The 18,317-nt window shown below is 63.5% G+C and carries 19 protein-coding genes; 14 read left to right on the top strand and 5 right to left on the bottom strand.

Annotation, left to right across the window (positions count from 1 at the left end; all coding sequences use genetic code 11):
- Positions 1-38: 38 nt before the first annotated feature.
- Complete coding sequence (locus tag GKZ68_RS12660) at positions 39-827, top strand: mechanosensitive ion channel family protein (protein ID WP_173115310.1); 789 nt, start codon at positions 39-41, stop codon at positions 825-827.
- A gap of 54 nt (positions 828-881) precedes the next feature.
- On the opposite strand, the gene rsmG is transcribed toward GKZ68_RS12660, so the two are convergent.
- The 4 genes from rsmG to GKZ68_RS12640 form a co-directional block, all read right to left on the bottom strand.
- The gene (gene rsmG / locus GKZ68_RS12655; RefSeq protein WP_173115307.1) at positions 882-1,496 is read right to left on the bottom strand and encodes a 16S rRNA (guanine(527)-N(7))-methyltransferase RsmG; all 615 of its coding nucleotides are present in this window, start codon (positions 1,494-1,496) and stop codon (positions 882-884) included.
- Between the two features lie 163 nt (positions 1,497-1,659).
- Positions 1,660-2,283 (bottom strand): RNA polymerase sigma factor, encoded by a 624-nt coding sequence (locus tag GKZ68_RS12650; RefSeq protein WP_151089436.1) that lies wholly within the window; start codon positions 2,281-2,283, stop codon positions 1,660-1,662.
- The gene (locus tag GKZ68_RS12645) at positions 2,274-2,798 is read right to left on the bottom strand and encodes a hypothetical protein (RefSeq protein WP_173115304.1); all 525 of its coding nucleotides are present in this window, start codon (positions 2,796-2,798) and stop codon (positions 2,274-2,276) included. Before GKZ68_RS12645 ends, GKZ68_RS12650 begins: the two co-directional genes overlap by 10 nt.
- Complete coding sequence (locus GKZ68_RS12640) at positions 2,723-3,418, bottom strand: glycosyltransferase (protein ID WP_173115301.1); 696 nt, start codon at positions 3,416-3,418, stop codon at positions 2,723-2,725. Before GKZ68_RS12640 ends, GKZ68_RS12645 begins: the two co-directional genes overlap by 76 nt.
- A gap of 84 nt (positions 3,419-3,502) precedes the next feature.
- Between GKZ68_RS12640 and tgt the strand changes: the two genes are divergently transcribed.
- The 4 genes from tgt (at position 3,503) to GKZ68_RS12620 (ending at position 7,183) form a co-directional block, all read left to right on the top strand.
- On the top strand, positions 3,503-4,633 hold the full coding sequence (tgt, locus tag GKZ68_RS12635) for a tRNA guanosine(34) transglycosylase Tgt (protein ID WP_173115298.1): 1,131 nt from the start codon (positions 3,503-3,505) through the stop codon (positions 4,631-4,633).
- Positions 4,634-4,726: 93 nt separating this feature from the next.
- Positions 4,727-4,987: a GIY-YIG nuclease family protein gene (locus tag GKZ68_RS12630; protein WP_173115295.1), complete on the top strand. Its 261-nt coding sequence runs from the start codon at positions 4,727-4,729 to the stop codon at positions 4,985-4,987.
- Between the two features lie 111 nt (positions 4,988-5,098).
- Positions 5,099-6,178, top strand: coding sequence for an LptF/LptG family permease (locus GKZ68_RS12625; RefSeq protein ID WP_173115292.1), 1,080 nt, complete (start codon positions 5,099-5,101; stop codon positions 6,176-6,178).
- Between the two features lie 75 nt (positions 6,179-6,253).
- Positions 6,254-7,183 carry a DMT family transporter gene (locus tag GKZ68_RS12620; protein ID WP_173115290.1) on the top strand — a complete coding sequence of 310 codons (930 nt, stop codon included), beginning with the start codon at positions 6,254-6,256 and terminating at the stop codon, positions 7,181-7,183.
- A gap of 32 nt (positions 7,184-7,215) precedes the next feature.
- On the opposite strand, the gene ispE is transcribed toward GKZ68_RS12620, so the two are convergent.
- On the bottom strand, positions 7,216-8,043 hold the full coding sequence (ispE, locus tag GKZ68_RS12615) for a 4-(cytidine 5'-diphospho)-2-C-methyl-D-erythritol kinase (protein ID WP_173115288.1): 828 nt from the start codon (positions 8,041-8,043) through the stop codon (positions 7,216-7,218).
- A gap of 166 nt (positions 8,044-8,209) precedes the next feature.
- Here ispE and GKZ68_RS12610 point away from each other — a divergent pair, with 166 nt between their 5' ends.
- The 9 genes from GKZ68_RS12610 (at position 8,210) to GKZ68_RS12570 (ending at position 18,312) form a co-directional block, all read left to right on the top strand.
- On the top strand, positions 8,210-8,845 hold the full coding sequence (locus GKZ68_RS12610) for a sugar transferase (protein WP_173115285.1): 636 nt from the start codon (positions 8,210-8,212) through the stop codon (positions 8,843-8,845).
- 380 nt (positions 8,846-9,225) lie between these two features.
- Entirely contained in the window at positions 9,226-10,476 is a 1,251-nt protein-coding gene (locus tag GKZ68_RS12605; RefSeq protein WP_173115282.1) for an efflux RND transporter periplasmic adaptor subunit, read from the top strand.
- A 2-nt stretch (positions 10,477-10,478) separates the two neighbouring features.
- The gene (locus GKZ68_RS22415) at positions 10,479-11,945 is read left to right on the top strand and encodes a TolC family protein (protein ID WP_173115279.1); all 1,467 of its coding nucleotides are present in this window, start codon (positions 10,479-10,481) and stop codon (positions 11,943-11,945) included.
- A gap of 55 nt (positions 11,946-12,000) precedes the next feature.
- The gene (locus GKZ68_RS12595; RefSeq protein WP_173115276.1) at positions 12,001-12,693 is read left to right on the top strand and encodes an ABC transporter ATP-binding protein; all 693 of its coding nucleotides are present in this window, start codon (positions 12,001-12,003) and stop codon (positions 12,691-12,693) included.
- Between the two features lie 12 nt (positions 12,694-12,705).
- Positions 12,706-13,962: an ABC transporter permease gene (locus tag GKZ68_RS12590; protein ID WP_173115274.1), complete on the top strand. Its 1,257-nt coding sequence runs from the start codon at positions 12,706-12,708 to the stop codon at positions 13,960-13,962.
- Complete coding sequence (locus GKZ68_RS12585) at positions 13,959-15,143, top strand: ABC transporter permease (RefSeq protein ID WP_173115272.1); 1,185 nt, start codon at positions 13,959-13,961, stop codon at positions 15,141-15,143. The genes GKZ68_RS12590 and GKZ68_RS12585 overlap by 4 nt, the downstream gene beginning before the upstream one ends.
- A gap of 216 nt (positions 15,144-15,359) precedes the next feature.
- Entirely contained in the window at positions 15,360-16,058 is a 699-nt protein-coding gene (locus tag GKZ68_RS12580; protein ID WP_173115270.1) for a head GIN domain-containing protein, read from the top strand.
- Positions 16,059-16,151: 93 nt separating this feature from the next.
- Positions 16,152-16,889 carry a head GIN domain-containing protein gene (locus GKZ68_RS12575; protein WP_173115268.1) on the top strand — a complete coding sequence of 246 codons (738 nt, stop codon included), beginning with the start codon at positions 16,152-16,154 and terminating at the stop codon, positions 16,887-16,889.
- 49 nt (positions 16,890-16,938) lie between these two features.
- Entirely contained in the window at positions 16,939-18,312 is a 1,374-nt protein-coding gene (locus GKZ68_RS12570) for a sigma-54 dependent transcriptional regulator (protein ID WP_173115266.1), read from the top strand.
- The last annotated feature ends 5 nt before the right edge of the window (positions 18,313-18,317 follow it).

The raw sequence follows: 18,317 nt of genomic DNA, 5'->3' as shown, positions 1-18,317 counted from the left end.
GGGCGTGGCCTCAGCCTCCCTTTTCTATGCTTTTTGCCGTGCCACTTTCCGTTTCTCAGCTTAGTATTTATGGCGAGCGCCTCACCAGCCTCGTGGTGTTGTACCTGCCCCGGCTGCTGGCGGCCCTCGTGCTGCTGGTGATTGGCTGGTGGTTGATTGGCTGGGCTAGCCGGCTGGTGTCGGCGGCTACGTCGCGGCTCGATGTATCGCTGAGTTCCTTCCTCAGCAGCATGTTCAGCATTGCCCTCAAGGTGCTGCTGCTCATCTCGGCAGCGGGTATGGCGGGCTTCGGAACCACGTCGTTCGTGGCCATTCTGGGCGCCGCCGGCCTGGCCGTAGGGCTAGCCCTGCAAGGCACCCTGGCCAACTTCGCGGGGGGCGTTTTGATTTTGATTTTCAAGCCCTTCACGGTGGGTGATGTTATTGAAAGTCAGGGTAAGAGCGGCACCGTGCAGGCCATTCAGATTTTTAATACCCTACTGCTCACGCCCCAGGGCGACACCGTTATTCTGCCCAACGGGGCCACCTCCAACGGCGTTATTGTCAATAAAGCCCACCCGCAGCGGGCGCTGGTCGAAATTCAACTGGAGCTCGACGCCGCCACCGACCTCGACGCCCTGCGCCGGCAGGCCCTGCCCATGCTCGGGAAAGATGCGCAAGTGCTGCCCGACCCCGCGCCCGAAGTGATGCTTCTTAGCCTCAAGCCCGGCGCTACCATGACGGTGGCCTTCCGCGCCTACACCGCCCCCGGCCAGGAAGACGCCACCCGCAACCGACTAATGGAGAAGCTGCAGCAACTATTTGCGCAGCCGGCGAAGAAGAGCTAGCTGTGCGGGTCACCTCCCCCCGGCCCCGCGCTTTTGGAGAGTAGCCGGGGGAGGTTACACCGGCACTACCACCACCTTCTTCGTCTCGAAAAACTCACCCGCAAAAAAATCGGCTAGGTTCACTTCCCGCGTCACCAGGCCGCTTTCGGCAATTTCCTCGGTCAGGTCGCCGCCTTTGAGGTAGTACAGCCCGGCCCCTTTGGCGGGCTTGGCCTTGTAGCGGTGGGCTATCCAGGGGTGGAAGGTGGCTAGCCGGGCCACGGCGCGGCTCACCACAAAGTCGAACTTGGCGTGTACCTGCTCGGCGCGGGTTTGTTCGGCCGTCACGTTGGCCAGGCCCAGGTCGGCGGCCATAAACTGCACGGCGCGAATCTTTTTGCCGATGCTATCGACGAGGTGAAACTTTACCTCCGGGAACAGAATGGCCAGCGGCAGCCCCGGCAGGCCGCCGCCCGTGCCCACATCCAGCACCGCGCTACCGGCCGGAAACTGCACCACTTTGGCAATGCCCAGCGAGTGCAGAATGTGCCGCTCCAGCAGGTTGTCGGTGTCGGTGCGGGCCACCAGGTTTATTTGCGCGTTCCAGGCTTTAAATTCGGTTTCGAGGCGCGCAAACTGGGCTAGCTGCTGCGGAGTGAGGTGGGGGAAGTAGGTGGTGAGAAGCGACATGCGAAAGGCAAGTTGAAACAGGGAAGGCTAAAAAAATAGAACGTCATGCTGAGCTTGCCGAAGCATCTCGCCCGAATCGTGAGGGTGTAGTATCCCTGGCGGCGCGAGCAAGATGCTTCGGCAAGCTCAGCATGACGTTCTAGGAGTCATGCCAGCGGCAAAATTAAATAAACTCTTTCTTGTCCTTCACCATATCAAAGAGCAGCTCGCGGGCGCGGTGCAGCTGCGCTTTCACGGTGCCAAGCGGGGCTTTTAGTTCGGTGGCAATTTCTTCGTAGCTGAGCTCGTCGAAGTAGCGCAAACTCACGAGGCGCTGGTATTTATCGGGCAGGCGCGACACGACGTGGCGCATGATTTCGATTTTCTGGTTCTTAATCGTCGTGTCGGCCGGGTTGAGGTCGTTGTCTCTGAATTCGAGCTGAATCTCGTCGCCGTCGCCCATTTTCACCGCCGAGTCGATGCTCATGGTCTTGATTTTATTCTTGCGAATAAAGTCGATGCAGTTGTTGGTGGCAATGCGGAAAAGCCAGGTGCTGAACGCAAACTCGGGGTTGAACTTGTGCAGGTTCTTAAACGCCTTGGCGAAGGCCTCGATGGTCAGGTCTTCGGCATCGTCGGGGTTGCGCACCATCTTGAGCACGACGTGAAACACCGGCTTTTTGTAGATGTGCATCAGCTCGGCGTAGGCCTTCTCGTCGCCGTGGTCCACGGCCGCCCGGATAAGCTTAAAATCGTGCTTAGCCTTGGACGAGAACTGTTTCTGAATATCAGCAGAATTTACTTCCATTGGAGCGGGCGGCGGCGGAGCAAGGATAAACCCCAGGCGCAATAGAGGACAAAGTATAGAAAATCGAGTGCCGGCAAAGCTAGCGGCGGCAGCGTGGTGCGCAAGCGGCGCGCCAGAGGTACATAAACAAGCAACGCCAACAATGTTCGCGCCAACCATATTATTCCCAAAGATACCAAGTTTTCGCGATTCCATCCAACTGCCAGAACGACCGGCGTGAGGGCGTAAAAAAGCGCGTTGCTGCCCATAAAAAGGCCGATTCGGCGGCGGTCGCCGGCCCGGTAGCGGCTGCCCGCCGAGAGGTGGCGGCGCTTCTGGCGCCACCACGCCGCCCAGGTTTCGGCGGGCTGGCTCAGGGTTTGGGCGGGTGCATCGGCCACTACGGCCACGCGGGCGCCGGCGGCCACTGCATCCTGCACCAGCAGGTCGTCGTCGCCGCTCAGGCGCCGGATGTGGCTGGCAAACCCCTTGGTACTGTTGAAGGTGGCGCGGGTATAGGCCAGGTTGCGGCCCACGCCCATGTAGGGCCGGCCCCCCCAGGCGAAGCTGAGGTACTGCGCGCCGGTGAGCAGCGTTTCGTAGCGAATGAGTTGGTTGAGCAGGCCCGGCAGCTCGGCGTAGCCGGAGAAGCCCAGCACGATAGCGGCGCTAGCCTCCCCCCGGCCCCTCCCCGGTAGGGGTGGGGAGTACTGAAGCCGCGCTGCATCAGGCGCAGCCAGGCGGGGCTGACAGGGCGGCAGTCGGCATCGGTGAAGAGCAGGCGCTCGTGGCGGGCGGCTTTAATGCCGAGCGTGAGCGCATATTTCTTGGGCGCAAAGCCGGCCGGCGTGTGGCCCACCGTCACGAGCCGGAAGCGGCCGGGGTAATATTGGCTCAGCTGCTGGGCGTAGAGGTAAGTATCGTCCTGGCTGCGGTCGTCGATGAGCACCAGCTCGAAGCCGGCCGGATAATCCTGGCGCAGCAGCAACGGCACCAGCTCGCGCAGGTTTTCCAACTCATTGTGGGCGCAGAGAATAATGGATACCGGCTCGGTATCGGGGCCCGGCTCGCTAGCTTCCGCCTCCGCCGGCCGGCGCGTGAAAGGCCGGAAATAGCGCCCCCAAAACCACAGCTGCACCAGCAGCAAAGGCAACAAAAGCAGGGCAGGGGGCAGGTGCGGGAGCGGAGGTAACAACACGGGACTAGTCCGCAAAGGTAAGCCGGCGGTAATTTTGGCAGAATGAAGTTTGATGTACTAGCCCGCGACCCCGGCACCAAGGCCCGCGCCGGCCACCTCACCACGGCCCACGGTGCCATCGAAACACCCATTTTTATGCCCGTCGGCACGGCCGGCACCGTGAAGGCGGTGGGCCAGCGCGAGCTGAAAGCCGACGTGCAGGCCCAGATTATCCTCGGCAATACCTACCACCTCTACCTGCGCCCCGGCCTCGACGTGCTGCAAGCCGCCGGCGGCCTGCACCAGTTCAATGGCTGGGATGGCCCCATTCTCACCGATAGCGGCGGTTACCAGGTATTTTCGCTCAGCGGCACCCGTAAGATTAAGGAAGAAGGTGTCACCTTCCGCTCGCACATCGACGGCTCGAAGCACCTGTTTTCACCCGAGGGCGTGATGGATATTCAGCGCCGCATCGGGGCCGACATCATTATGGCCTTCGACGAGTGCACGCCCTGGCCCTGCGAGTACGACTACGCCCGCCGCTCCCTGGACATGACGCACCGCTGGCTCAGGCGTTGCATCGCGCGGCTCGACAGCACCGAGCCGCTCTATGGCTACGAGCAGACGCTCTTTCCCATCGTGCAAGGCAGCACTTTCAAGGACTTGCGCGTGCAGTCGGCCGAGTTTGTCGCCGCGCAGGGCCGCGCCGGCAACGCCATCGGCGGCCTGAGCGTGGGCGAGCCCGCCGAGCTGATGTACGAGATGACGGAGCTGGTCTGCGACATCCTGCCCCAGGACAAGCCGCGCTACCTCATGGGCGTGGGCACGCCGGCCAACATCTTGGAAAACATTGCGCTAGGGGTCGATATGTTCGACTGCGTGATGCCGACCCGCAATGCCCGCAACGGTATGCTCTTCACCACCCAGGGCATTATCAACGTGGGCAGCAAGAAGTGGGCCGATGACTTTTCGCCCATTGATGAAGCGCTGGGCGGGCATGTGAGCAGCTTCTACTCCAAGGCGTATCTGCGCCACCTCATTCACTCGAAGGAGATACTGGGCGCGCAAATTGCTTCGCAGCACAACCTTACCTTTTACCTCTGGCTGGTGAAGGAAGCGCGCAAGCAAATCGTGGCTGGCACGTTTGAGGCCTGGAAAACGGTGATGGTCGAGAAGCTGATGCGCAGATTATAGCATCAGCGGTGGCTAGCGCCATCATCCAGTCAACTACCCAAAAACGCCTGTCATTGCGAGCACAGCGAAGCAAGCGCACCCGAACGACTGCGTATGAACACCTACTACGTGCACATTCTTGCCAATCCTTACTATACCGTGCTTTACGTTGGGGTAACTAGCAACTTGGCGCGCCGCGTAGCTGAGCATAAAGCGGTTGACCATGAGGGATTTATCAAGCAATACCATGTGACCAAGCTAGTTTATTTTGAAGCATCACCCAGTATTACGGCGGCCATTGAGCGCGAAAAGCAGTGCCAAGGCGGCTCGCGCGCCAAGAAGCTGGCGCTCATTCAGGAACTGAACCCTGGTTAGCGCGATTTGATGGCGGAATAAAGACCGGTCGGAATCGTTCGGGTGCGCTTGCTTCGCGGGGCTCGCAATGACAGACGGGTGGATGGTAGATTTCTGGTCAATACTCACTACATGAAAATTCTTGATAAATACATCATTGGCAAGTTCTTGACCGCGTTCTTCTTCACGGTCATCATGCTCGTGTCGGTGATATGCGTGATTGACTACACGGAGAAAAACGACGATTTCTTGCACCATAACCTCACGTTCTGGCACGTTTTCACGCACTACTACATCTACCTGTTTCCGTATTTTGCCAACCTGCTGGCGCCGATTACCATCTTCATCGCGGTAGTATTCGTGACCTCGCGGCTGGCGGCGCGCACCGAGCTGGTGGCCATGCTAGCCAGCGGCATGAGCTTCGAGCGGCTGCTGCTGCCCTACACCATGGGGGCGGGCATTATCGCGGTGCTCACGTTCGGGCTCATCAGCTGGATTATTCCGAAGGGCACCAAGGAGATAGTGAAATTTGAGAACCTGCACGTGCAGGAGCCCTGGAAATACGAGGGAAGAAATATTCACGTCAAAATCGGGCCGCATAGCTACGTGTACCTCGAAAGCTATAACGCCGACCAGAATATCGGCTACCGCTTTGCGCTCGAAACCATCGACAGCACCATTCTGCGCCGCCGCCTCACGGCCGATGCCATTGCCTGGGACTCGACCAAGCAGGCCTGGAAGCTCACGACCCAGAGCGTGCGCACCTTTCACGGCCTTACCGGCGAAACGCTGCAAACTATTCCGGCCCGCGACACTACGCTCAATCTTTACCCCAAGGATTTTGCCAGTACCTACCGGCTGGCCGAAACGCTGACTTCGCCCGAGCTGAACGACCTGATTGCCACCAAAATAATGCGCGGCGCCAACGATACGGCCCAGTACCTGAGCGTGAAATACGAGCGCTACGCCTACCCCTTCGATACCATCATTCTGACCCTCATTGGGGTGGTGCTGAGCGCGCGCAAGAGCCGCGCCGGCGTGGGCGGGCAAATTGCGCTGGGCTTCGTGCTGGCCTTCATTTTTATCATCTTCGTGATGCTCTCGCGCAACCTGGCTTCGGTGGGCTCGGTGCCACCCATGCTGGCGGCCTGGGTGCCGGGCATGGTGTTTTCGGTTATCGGGCTTTTCCTCTACCGGGTAGTGCCGAAATAAAACCGCCTGTCATTAACAAAACCGTTTGTCATTGCGAGCGCAGCGCGGCAATGACAAACGATTACTCATCGCCTGATGCTCAAAGACTACCTCAAGCTGCATTTCATTGTCCTGTTGTGGGGCTTCACCGCCATTCTGGGCAAGCTGCTCACGGTGCCGCCGGTCGAGCTGGTATTCTGGCGCACGCTGCTGGCCAGCACCGGGCTAGCCGGCCTGCTGCTAGCGCGCGGCCTCGGCTGGCGCGTGGCCCCCGCCGAGGCCCTGAAGCTGCTGGGCGTGGGCACGCTGGTGGCGGCGCACTGGATTACCTTTTTTCTGGCCGCGCGCCTGTCGTCCGTCAGTGTGTGCCTGGCGGGGCTAGCCACGCTCGCGCTCTGGACCTCCTTGCTCGAGCCGCTGATTTTGTGGCGGCGCGTGCGGCCCTACGAGGTGGGGCTGGGCCTGCTGGCCATGCTCGGGCTGTATTTGATTTCGCAGGCCGAGTTTACGCAGCTCACCGGCCTGCTGGTGGCGGTGGCGTCGGCGGGCTTGTCGGCGCTGTTTAGCGTGCTCAACTCGCAGCTCGTGAAGCGCCACGCGCCGGTGCGCCTCACCTTTTATGAGATGCTGGGCGCTTGCCTGAGCCTCGTGCTCTTCTTTCCGGTTTATAGCCGCTATTTCACCCGCGGCCAGGGCCTGCAGCTGGCCTGGCACGGCCTCGACTGGCTGTGGCTGCTACTGCTGGCCGGCGTGTGCACGGTGTACGCCTTCTCGTCGTCGGTGGAGCTGATGAAGCGCATCTCGGCTTTTGTGGTGAACCTGACCATCAACCTGGAGCCGGTCTACGGCATCGTGCTGGCGCAGCTCATGTTTGTGCTCGGCGTGCCGGGCTTTGGAAAGGAAAAGATGTCGGGCGGCTTCTACCTGGGCACGGTGCTTATTCTGGCCAGCGTGCTCGTGCATCCCGTGCTCGACCAGTGGAACCAGCGCCGCGCCCGCAAGCAGGCCGTGGACGCCATCGCGTAGGAGGGGCGAGGGGCAGTGGCAAGCCCCGTATCTTACAAGAAACCGCGCCACACCAGGTACTCGCCGGGCCAGGCTAGGGTAGGCGCTTCGGCTAGCCCCGGAAACAAGCCATACACCGCCGAGCCCGAGCCCGAGAGGCTGGCGTAGGTGGCGCCCGCCTCATAAAGCTGCTGCTTTATTTCGGCTAGCACCGGATAGGTGGGGGCCAGCGATTGTTCAAAGTCGTTGAAAATAATATTCCGCCAATGAGCCATCGGCTCGGCCAGCGCTGCCCGTAATGAGTTGAGCGGCACCCGCGGCACGATGCCCGCAAACGCCTGCGCCGTGCTGATGTGCAGCCCCGGATACACCACCACGCAGGATGTGCCGGTCAGGTTCAGGTCGATGGGCTCGAACACGTCGCCTTTTTCCAGGGCTAGGCGGGGCGTATTTTGAATGAAAAACGCGCAGTCGGCCCCCAGCCGACGGGCGTAGCCTTCGAGCCGTTCGGTGGTCATATGCAGGTTGAACACGTCGCCGATGGCGCGCAGCGCAAACGCCGCATCGGCCGAGCCGCCACCCAGGCCAGCGCCGATAGGCACGATTTTGTGCAGCTGCATCTGCACGGCGGGCAAGTCGGGCATGTCTGCCTTTAGTAGTCCGTAGGCTTTGAGGCACAGGTTGCTAGCTACCTCGCCCGGAATAGGCCGGCCGCTCAGCGTGAGGCCGGAGGCTGGCTGGCCTTTGGGGGCGGGTAGCACTTCGAGCACATCAGTCCAGGGCAGGGGCAAAAACACGGTTTCGAGCGCGTGGTAGCCGTCGGGCCGCTTGGCTGTCACGTAAAGGCCCAGGTTGAGCTTGGCGTTGGGGAAGGCTAGCAAGTTGAATGATGAGTTATGAGTTATAAGTTACGAGTTGGGGCCAGGCTGGCCGGTGCTTGCAACTCACGTTTTCCTTACTTCGCACAAAGAAAAGGTTGGCTACCCCCGCGCACCCCGCGCCGGCCCCGATTTATAACTCACAAGTCATACCTCACAACTCAGCAACATGTATCCTGGCAAGCGCCTGCTCGACCTGGCCGTGGCCCTGCCGCTAGCCCTGCTCACGGCTCCGCTGCTGGCGCTGGGCGTGGGCGTGGCCGCGTGGCAAAACGGCGGCCCCTGGCTATTCCGGCAGCCGCGGCCGGGGCTGGGCGGGCGGCTTTTTACGCTCTATAAGCTGCAAACCATGACCGCCGCCCGCCACCCGGCCACCGGCCAGCTGCTGCCCGATGCCCAGCGCTTGCCGCCGCTAGGCCGCTGGCTGCGCGCCACTTCGCTCGATGAGCTGCCCCAGCTCTGGAACATTGTGCGCGGCGATATGAGCCTAGTGGGCCCCCGGCCGCTGCTGCCGCAGTACCTGCCGCTGTACTCGCCCCGGCAGGCGCGCCGCCACCTGGTGCGCCCCGGCCTCACCGGCTGGGCGCAGGTGAATGGCCGCAACGCGCTTACGTGGGAAGAAAAATTTGCCTACGACGAGTGGTACGTGAACCACGAGAGCCTGGCGCTCGACCTGCGCATCCTGTGGCGCACGGCCGGGCGGGTGCTGGGCCGGCGCGGCATCGCGGCTGCCGGCGAAGCAACAATGCCTCCCTTCCGGGGCAGCGCACCGCAGAAGGAAGGCAAAGAAGAAGGTGCCGGCTAGGCTAGGCTAGCCGCTGGCTGAAACCTGGCCAGCGGCGGTTGCCCCTGCTAATAGCAGCCCGCTATACATAGCGGGCTGCTATTATTAAGCTGAGCAGGACAGCACCCTGAAAGAAGAAACTAAGTTTGTACATAGCAAAGAAAGAGTAGGAAGGTGCCGGCAAAGGTCGGGGGTATGCTGAGTAGTGCGCAATAGCATAAACATGCTAGGTATAAATACGGGGGTAGGTGTCCAGCAGTGGGCAGGCTGTTCAAAAACGGACAGATTTTGCAAATAGACAGGGTGTCATTTGTTGAATAAGTGCTTTAAAACAAGTTACTTGTGTAACTGGCATGGCCCTTGGCTTAGGTGTTGGAAACTTACCCTCTAGCTGCCCACCAATGGACAGAGTACTTGACTCCGCTACGCAACGCCGCCGCCAGCTTCGCGCTTGGCTGCTGGGCCTGGGGGCGCTGGCCGCACTGCTGGCGGCCGGGCCGGGGCTGCGGCGCCTCATTCAGCCCAGTTTGCGGCGCGTCGATATTCTCACGGCCCCGGTCGAAACCGGCGATGTGGATGCCACGCTCACGGCCGCTGGCACTGTTATTCCGGGGCGTGAGGTCGTGCTTACGAGCCCCATCCAGAGCACCGTGCGGCGCGTGGCGCTGGCGGTGGGCGCCCACGTGCAGCCCGGCCAAACCATTGTGGAGCTCGACAAAGACCTGGCCGCCTCGACCCTGGCCAAGCTCGACGACGAGCAGCTGCGCAACCAAAATAAGAACGCCCAGCTGGGGCTAGCCCTGGCCCGCAGCCTCACCGACCTGCAAGCCCAGCAGCAGGCCCAGGACCTGAAAGTGAGCAGCCTGCAATCGGCCCTGCGCGACGAGCAGCACCTGCTCGAAATAGGGGGCGGCACGGCCGAAGCCGTGCGCCAGGCCGAGCTCAACCTGCACACTGCCAGCCTCGAAGCCCAGCGCCTGCGGCGGCAGCTCCGCAACCAGCGGCAGGCTAGCCAGGCCGACCGCCGCGAGCTGGGCTTCACCGTATCGATGCAGCAGCGCAGCATAGCCGAGCAGGCTGCCAAGCTGCGCCAGGCCGACATCAGCAGCCAGCTGCCCGGCGTGCTCACCTGGGTCAACGACAACCTGGGCGCCACCGTGCAGGCCGGCGATGCCCTGGCCCGGGTGGCCGACCTGAGCCGCTACCGGGTGCGCGCCACCATCGCCGATACCTACGCCGACCAGCTGCACCCCGGCGATGCCGTGCGGGTGCGCCTCGGCCCCGGCACCGACCTGCCCGGTACCGTGGCCAGCATCAGCCCGGCCGTGGATAAGGGCGTGGTGACCTTCTACGCCACCCTGGCCAACGACCACCACCCCGCGCTGCGGGCCAATCTGCGGGCCGATGTCTTCGTGATAACCCGCGCCCACCGGGGCGTGCTGCGCGTCAAAAATGGCCCCTTCTACCAGGGCGGGCGAGAGCAGCCGGTATTTGTGCTGGCCGGTGGCCGGGCGGTGCGCCGAGTAGTGCGCTTTGGCGATAGCAATACCGACTACGTGCAGGTGCTCAGCGGCCTGGCTAAAGGGGAGGAGCTGATTATTTCCGCCACCAAAACCTACGCCGACACGCCGGCTTTAGCCATCAGCCAGTAGGTATGAAAGCGCTACGCTATAGGGTATTGCTGGTCGGCAGCTGGCTGAGTGGGCTAGCCCCGGCCGCCGCCCAAACGCTCACCCTGCCCGCCCTCATTCAACAAACGCTGGCTAGCTCGGCGGCCAGCCAGCAGGCCCGCGCCGCCCGCGAGGGCGGCTACTGGGCCTACCGCGCCTACCAGGCCAGCTACCGGCCGCAGCTGGCATTGCAAGGCGTGGTGCCGAGCTTTAGCCGGGCTATCATTCCGGTGGTGCAGCCCGATGGCACTACCTCGTTTCAGTCGGTGCGCTACAACAATTCGCTGCTGGCCGTGAACCTCACGCAGAACATTGGCCTCACCGGCGGGCAGGTGGTGGTGGGCTCGCAGGTGCAGCGCTTCGATGATTTTATCCGCACCGAGAAGCGCTATAACAACCAGCCCTTTACCCTGGGCCTGACCCAGCCGCTGGGGTACTTCAACGGCCTGAAGTGGGACCGCCGCATTGCGCCGCTGCGCTACCAGGAAAGCCAGCGCCAATACCTCGAAGACCGCGAGGCCATCGCCCAGCGCGTGTCGGAACTGTATTTCGACGTGCTCTTGCAGCAGGTGAACGCCGCCGTGGCCGGCCAGAATGCCCAGGCCGCCGCCGAGCTGCTGCGCGTGGGCCGCGAAAAATACGCGCTCGGCCGCCTCTCCCAAAGCGACTTGCTCCAGCTTGAGCTCAACCTGCTCACCGCCCAGCAGGCCCAGGCCCAGGCCTTGCTCGATGCCGAAACGGCCACCGTGAGCCTGCGCACCTACTGCGCCCTGCCCGCGCCCGCCAGCGGCGAAGCGGCCCCGGCGCTGGCCGTGCCCGCCCCTGCTCCGGCCCCGGCCGTGGTGCCCGCCGAGGCGCTGGCCCAGGCCCGGCAGCACCGCGCCGCTGTGCTGGCCTTCGCCCGCCGCCAGCTGCAAGCGGCCCGCGACGTAGCCCAGGCGCGCGGCACCACCGGCTTTTTGGCCACGCTCACCGCCAACCTGGGCTACGTAAACCAGGCGCCCTATCTGCTCGACAGCTACGCGGCCCTGCAAAACCAGCAGCAGGTGGCGCTAGCCTTTTCGCTGCCGCTCGTGGACTGGGGCCGGCGCCGCGCCACCGTGCGCACCGCCGAGCTGGCCCGCGACCAGACCCAGGCCGCCGTGACCCAGGATGCGCGCAGCTTCGAGCAAACCTTGCTCACGCAGGCCGCCCAGGTGCCTGCCCTGGCTAGCCAGGCGCGCCTGGCTGCCCGCGCCGATACCCTGGCCCAGCGCCGCTACGCCATCACGCGCGCCACCTACGAAGCCGGCCGCCTCAGCCTCACCGATTTGACCCTGGCCTCGTCGGCCAAGGACCTGGCCCGGCGCAGCTACATCCTGGCCCTGCGCGCCGGCTGGGTGGCTTATTATAGCCTGCGCGGGCTCACCTTATTCGATTTTGAAACCCAGCAGCCACTCGCGGCCGAGTGATAACCCTAGTGGAGCGCCCCGCTTGCACACCCGCAGTATTTTACTAACATCTGTCATGTCTACTCCGACTCTTACCCCCGTCATCGAGTTGCGCAACCTCGAAAAAATCTACCAGACCAAAACCATCGAAACTGTGGCGCTGAGCCAGGTTAACCTCACCATCAACCGGGGCGAGTTTGTGTCGGTGATGGGGCCTAGCGGCTGCGGCAAATCGACCTTGCTCAGCCTCATGGGCCTGCTCGACGAGCCCAGCAGCGGCACCATCGAGATAGATGGCCGGCCCGTCGCTTCCTACTCCGATAAGGAGCTGGCTAGCCTGCGCAACCACAAAATCGGCTTCGTCTTCCAGAGCTACCACCTGATAAACGACCTCTCGGTGCGCGACAACGTGGAGCTGCCCTTGCTTTACCGCCCCGGCGTGGGCGGCGCCGAGCGCCGCCGCCGCGCCCTGGCCGCCCTCGACCAGGTGGGCCTCAATGCCCGCACCAGCCACTTCCCGGCGCAGCTTTCGGGGGGGCAGCGGCAGCGCGTGGCTATTGCGCGGGCCCTGGCCGGGCAGCCCGAAATCATCCTGGCCGACGAGCCCACCGGCAACCTCGACTCGGTGATGGGCGAGGAGATAATGGACTTGCTGCTGGGCCTCAACCGCAACCAGGGCACCACCCTCGTGATGGTGACCCACGACGAGCAGCAGGCCTTAAAAACGCAACGGCTCATTCGGTTTTTCGACGGGCGCCAAGTGGCCTAATCTCTGGAAATCATGCTTCTTTCTTACCTCAAAATTGCCTGGAAAGTCTTGCTGCGGCGCAAGTTCTTCACCGCCATCAGTTTGTTTGGCATCAGTTTTACGCTGATGATATTGCTGGTTGTGTACGCCCTGTTCGACTTTTCCGTGGGGTCGCAAATGCCCGAAAAGCGCACCGACCGGCTGCTGTTTGCCCACTCCATGTATATCTGGGGGCCAAATACCGAAAACCAGTCCAGCGCCAGCTACTCATTTCTGGAGCACCATATCCGGCCGCTACGCACGCCCGAAAAAGTGTCCATCAGCACCGGTACTGGCACGTGCGTGGCCTACGTAGGTAACCAAAAGCTGAAGCTTGACCAGAAATACACCGACGCCGAGTTCTGGCAGGTGCTCGACTTCGATTTTCTGGAAGGGCGGCCCTACTCGGCCAGCGAGGTACGCGATGCGGCTCACGTAGCGGTGCTAAACGAGAGCACCGCGCGCCGCTATTTTGGCGCCGACCGCGGCGTGCTGGGGCGCACCATTATCACCGACGAAATACGGTACCAGGTGGTGGGGGTGGTGCGCGATGTGCCCGCCGCACGCGACCTCACCTATGCCGATGTCTGGATGCCCATCACTACCAGCACCCAGGATATTCACAACAGCGAGTACATGGGTGGGTGCATGGCCATTTTGCTGGCCCGCTCGGCCGCCGATGTGCCGGCCGTCCAGCAGGAGTTTGCCCAGGCCGTAGCCCGCGCCCCGCTGCCCACCGATGTCTACAAGTGGTGCAAGGAAGTGCGCCTCTACGCCGGCTCGCTGCTGGCCACCCACGTGCGCGACTTCATGGGCTCCGATGAACCCGACCCCGGCCTGGCGCGCTTCGCCCGCGGCGCCATCGGGCTGCTAGCGCTCTTTATGCTGCTGCCCGCCCTGAGCTTGGTGAATATTAACAGCAGCCGCATCCGCGAGCGCAGCTCCGAAATAGGGGTGCGCAAGGCGTTTGGAGCCACTAGCGGCGCGCTGGTGCGGCAGTTTTTGGTAGAGAATATTTTCCTGACGCTGCTAGGTGGCGTGCTGGGCTTGGGCCTAGCCGCCGGCGCATTGCACCTCATCAATAGCAGCGGGCTGATAGCCTACACTGAGTTTGGGCTCAATGGGCGCGTGTTTGGCGGGGCGGTGCTGGCCGCGCTGGTTTTCGGAATTCTGTCGGGGGTGTACCCGGCCTACAAAATGTCAAAACTCCAGGCCGTGAAGGCACTCAAAGGCGAAAGCACCCCCGCATGATACGTCATCTGTTTACGCTGATTTGGAACCGCCGCCGGGCCAACTTCCTGCTCATTGCCGAAGTGTTTCTGGCCTTTGTGGTGCTGTTTGTAGTGGGCAGTATGCTGGTCTACAACCAGCAGAACTACCGCACGCCGCTAGGCTATGCCTACGAGCAGGTGTGGCGCGTAGACCTCGACCCCGGCATCCAGCCCCAGGCCGGCCGCCTAGCCACGGTGCGCCAGGTAATGGCGCTGCTGCGGGGCATGCCGGGCGTAGTGGCGGTGGGCCGCACCTCCTCTAATACCCCGTTTTCGGGCAGCACCAACGGCTCGCCGGTGAGCACCCGCGACGAAAAAATCATCGTGGAACACGCCAGCGGCCATTCGGTAGACGACCCCCTACGCGAGGTCTTGCAGCTGCCGGTGGTAGCGGGGCGCTGGTTTGACCGGCGCGACGATGCCGCCACCCTGCGCCCGGCCGTACTCACCCGCGATTTGGGCGAGCGGTTATTCCCGGGCCAGTCGCCGCTAGGCCAGGTAGTGCACCGCAACGACGAAGACTTGCGGGTGGTGGGCCTGCTAGAGCGCTTCCGGGCCGATGGCGACCTCGAAGCGCCCCGGCCGGCCATCCTGCTGCGCGTGAGCCCCCAGGATACGACCCTGAACGAGGCCTCGACCCTGCTGTTACGAGTGCGACCCGGCGCCGGCGCCGAACTGGAGCGGCAGATGAGCACCGCCATCCTGGCTTCCGCCAAGGGCTGGAACGTGGGCATCACGGCGCTCACCGAGCAGCGGGCGGCCCAGCTCAAGCATACCCTCACGCCGCTGGTGGCGCTGGGCCTGGTCTGCGGCTTCCTCATTCTCAACGTAGCGCTGGGCCTGTTCGGCGTGCTCTGGCAGACCATCAATCAGCGCCGGGCCGAGCTAGGGGTGCGGCGGGCGCTGGGCGCCACGGCCGGGGCAATCAGCGCGCAAGTGGTAGGCGAGGTGCTGGTAGTCACCACCTTCGGGCTGGTGCTGGGGCTGCTGGTGGCCATGCAGTTTCCGCTGCTGGGGGCCTTCGAGGTGCCGGCGGGCGTGTATATCACGGCTATGGGGCTAGCCGTGGTAGGGCTCTACGTGCTAGCCACCATCTGCGCCCTCTACCCGGGTCGGCTGGCGGCGGGCATCCAGCCGGCCGTGGCCCTGCGCGAGGAGTAGGCCCCGCCAGGCGGGGCAGTGGCGTACCATTTGGGGCACTTGGGATAATGTCTTTGGGGGCTGGGGCAACCAGCTTCACTTTTGCCGCATCTGGCTGGCTAACCAGTCGCTTAGTGCCCAAAAATAATTTCCTTGCCGCCCGTAACGAATGCCTGGCTAGCCTGGTACCCGACGCAAATCCAGCTATCGCGCCTTTCATCTTTTCAACCCGTTGCCATGAAAAACCTGCTGCTCCCCGCCCTGCTCTCGCTTGCTTCGCTAGCCCCTGCCTGCGCCCAAACTGCCCAAACCCGCCAAGTGCCCACGTTCCACGCCATCAACGTGGGCACGGGCATTGAGCTCGACCTCACGGCCGGCCGCAGCCAGCGCGTGGAGGTGAGCGCCGCCACCGATGCATACCGCGACCACATCGAAACCACGGTGAAGGACGGCGTGCTAACGCTGCGCTACAAAAACCAGGATGAGCGCTACCGCGACGACCGCACCAACAAGCACCTGCGCGTGGCCGTAACGGCCGACGAGCTCACGGCCCTCACGGCGGGCAGCGGCTCGTCGGTGCGCACCGCGGGCGACTTCGACGCCGCCGAGTTTCAGCTCGATGTATCGTCGGGGGCCACGGTGAAGGCGGGGCTCGATACCAAAACCCTCACCGTGCGGCAGAGCAGCGGCAGCACCGCTAGCCTCAGCGGCCGCGCCGCTAGCCTCGACGTGCAAAGCAGCAGCGGCGCCAGCTTCGACGCGGCCGACCTCAAAACCGACCGCTGCCGCGCCGAAGCCAGCAGCGGCAGCTCGGTGCGCGTGGCCGTGAAAGATGACCTCGTGGCCCAGGCCAGCAGCGGCGGCAGCATCAGCTACGTAGGCTCGCCGCAGCTCACCAAGCGCACCAGCAGCGGCGGCAGCGTGAGCGGCCGCTAGGTGGGAAAATCACAGGGAATGTACTAAAGAACGTCATGCTTCCTGTCGTCAGCATGACGTTCTTTGTTTTTTGTTTGGTACTTCCCTTTACTCATGAAAAACTACCTGCTGCCCGCCGTGCTGTGGCTGCTGGCCCTGGCGCCCGCCCTGGCCCAAACCGAAACCACTACCGCCCCCGCCGCCAACGGCCCGCAGGTGCGCCCGCTCGAAAAATTCCGGGCCATTAACGTGGGCACCGGCATCGAGCTCACGCTCACCGCCGGCCACGTGCAGCAGGTAGAGGTGAGCGCCACCACTCTCGACCAGCGCGAGCACATCCTGACTACCGTGCGCGACGGTGTGCTCGGCATTCACTACGACAACCCCGACGAGCGCGACAGCAACTCGAAAAAGGCCCGCCAGAACCGCAAGCTGCGCGTGGCCGTGACCGCCGACCAGCTCTATATGCTGGGCGCCAGCAGCGGCGCGGCCGTCACGGCCACCGGCCCCTTTACCACCCGCGATTTTCAGCTTGATATCTCGTCGGGCGCCACCGTGCGCGCCGATGTCAACGTGGAAGTGCTCATCGTGCGCCAGAACGGCGGCAGCGTCATTACGCTCAGCGGCCAGGCCCCGCGCTTCGACCTCAAGATTACCAGCGGCTCGGTGTTTGATGGCGAGAAGCTCCAAACCAGCCGCGCCCAGATTGAAGCCAGCACCGGCAGCAACGTCAAGCTGGCCGTGAAGCAGGTGCTGATGGCCGAAGCCAGCGGCGGCAGCAATATTCGCTACTACGGCACCCCCGAGCTCACCAAAAACATGAGCGGCGGCGCCAGCATCAGCGGCCGGTAGGGGGCAGAATTAACGGCTGACGCCTGATAGGCAGCGACTAACAACTAACATGATTCTCCTCGTCGATGACGACCTGGCGGTGCGCACCTCCCTGCAGCTGTTGCTGAAGCAGGCCGGCTACGCCACGCGCGCCGTGCCCGGCCCGGCCGAGGCGCTGGCCGCCGTGCGCGCCGAGGTGCCCCGCCTCATCGTGCTCGACATGAATTTTTCGGCCACTACCTCCGGGGCCGATGGGCTAGCCCTGCTGGCCCGGCTCAAGGCGCTGGCGCCGGCCGTGCCGGTGGTGCTGCTCACGGGCTGGGGCAGCATCGCGCTGGCTGTGGCCGGCATGAAAGCCGGCGCCGCCGAATTTATTACCAAGCCCTGGCAGAATGAGGCGCTGCTCCAAACCATTGCCACCACCTTGCAGCTGCACGCCTCTGCGGCCGGGGCTAGCCCCGCCGGCCGGGCTGCTTTGGATAAGCAGTTCGCATTCAGCAATATCGTGGGCGACGACCCGCGCCTGCTGGCCGTGCTGCGCCAAGTGGGCCAGGTGGCCGCCACCGATGCCTCGGTGCTGATAGAAGGCGAAAGCGGCACCGGCAAGGAGCTCATTGCCGAGGCCCTGCACCAAAACAGCCAGCGGCGCGGCCAGCCCTTTGTGAAGGTAAACCTGGGCGGCATCTCCTCCAGCTTGTTTGAGAGCGAGATGTTTGGCCACCGGCGTGGGGCGTTCACCGATGCCCGCGCCGACCGCGTGGGCCGCTTCGAGCTGGCCAACGGCGGCACCATCTTCCTCGACGAAATCGGCGAGCTGGAGCTGGCTAGCCAGGTAAAATTGCTGCGCGTGCTGCAAGACCGTACCTACGAGGTGCTTGGCGACAGCCGGCCCCGCCGCCTCGACCTGCGCGTGGTGGCCGCCACCAATAAAAACCTGGCCGAGCTGGTAGCGCAGGGCCGCTTTCGCGAAGACCTGTTTTATCGCCTCAACCTCATCACGCTGCGCCTGCCCGCCCTGCGCGAGCGCCCGGCCGATATTCCGGCCCTGGCCCGGCACTTCGTGGCCCAGCTGCAAGCCGCTTACCAGCGCCCCGGCCTGCGGCTAGGCCCGGCCGCCGCCCACTGGCTGCAAGAGCAGCCGCTGCCCGGCAACATCCGCGAGCTCAAAAACCTGGTGGAGCGCACCGTGCTCACCACGCCCCACAGCGAGCTCACGCCGGCCGACTTCCAGGCGCCTGCCGGGGCTAGCCCCGCCCGCGCCGCCAGCCCCGCCGCGCTGCCCGCCCCCGGCTCGATGACCCTGGAAGCCCTCGAAGAGCAGGTGATACGCCAGAGCGTGGCCCACTACCAGGGCAACCTCAGCCGCGTGGCCCGCGCCCTGGGCCTGAGCCGCGGCGCGCTCTACCGAAGGCTCGATAAGTTCGGCATTCCGTACAGCGAGTAGTCAGT

Source organism: Hymenobacter sp. BRD128 (genome assembly GCF_013256625.1).
Lineage (GTDB): Bacteria > Bacteroidota > Bacteroidia > Cytophagales > Hymenobacteraceae > Hymenobacter.
This window is presented reverse-complemented; position numbering and strand designations above follow the sequence as displayed.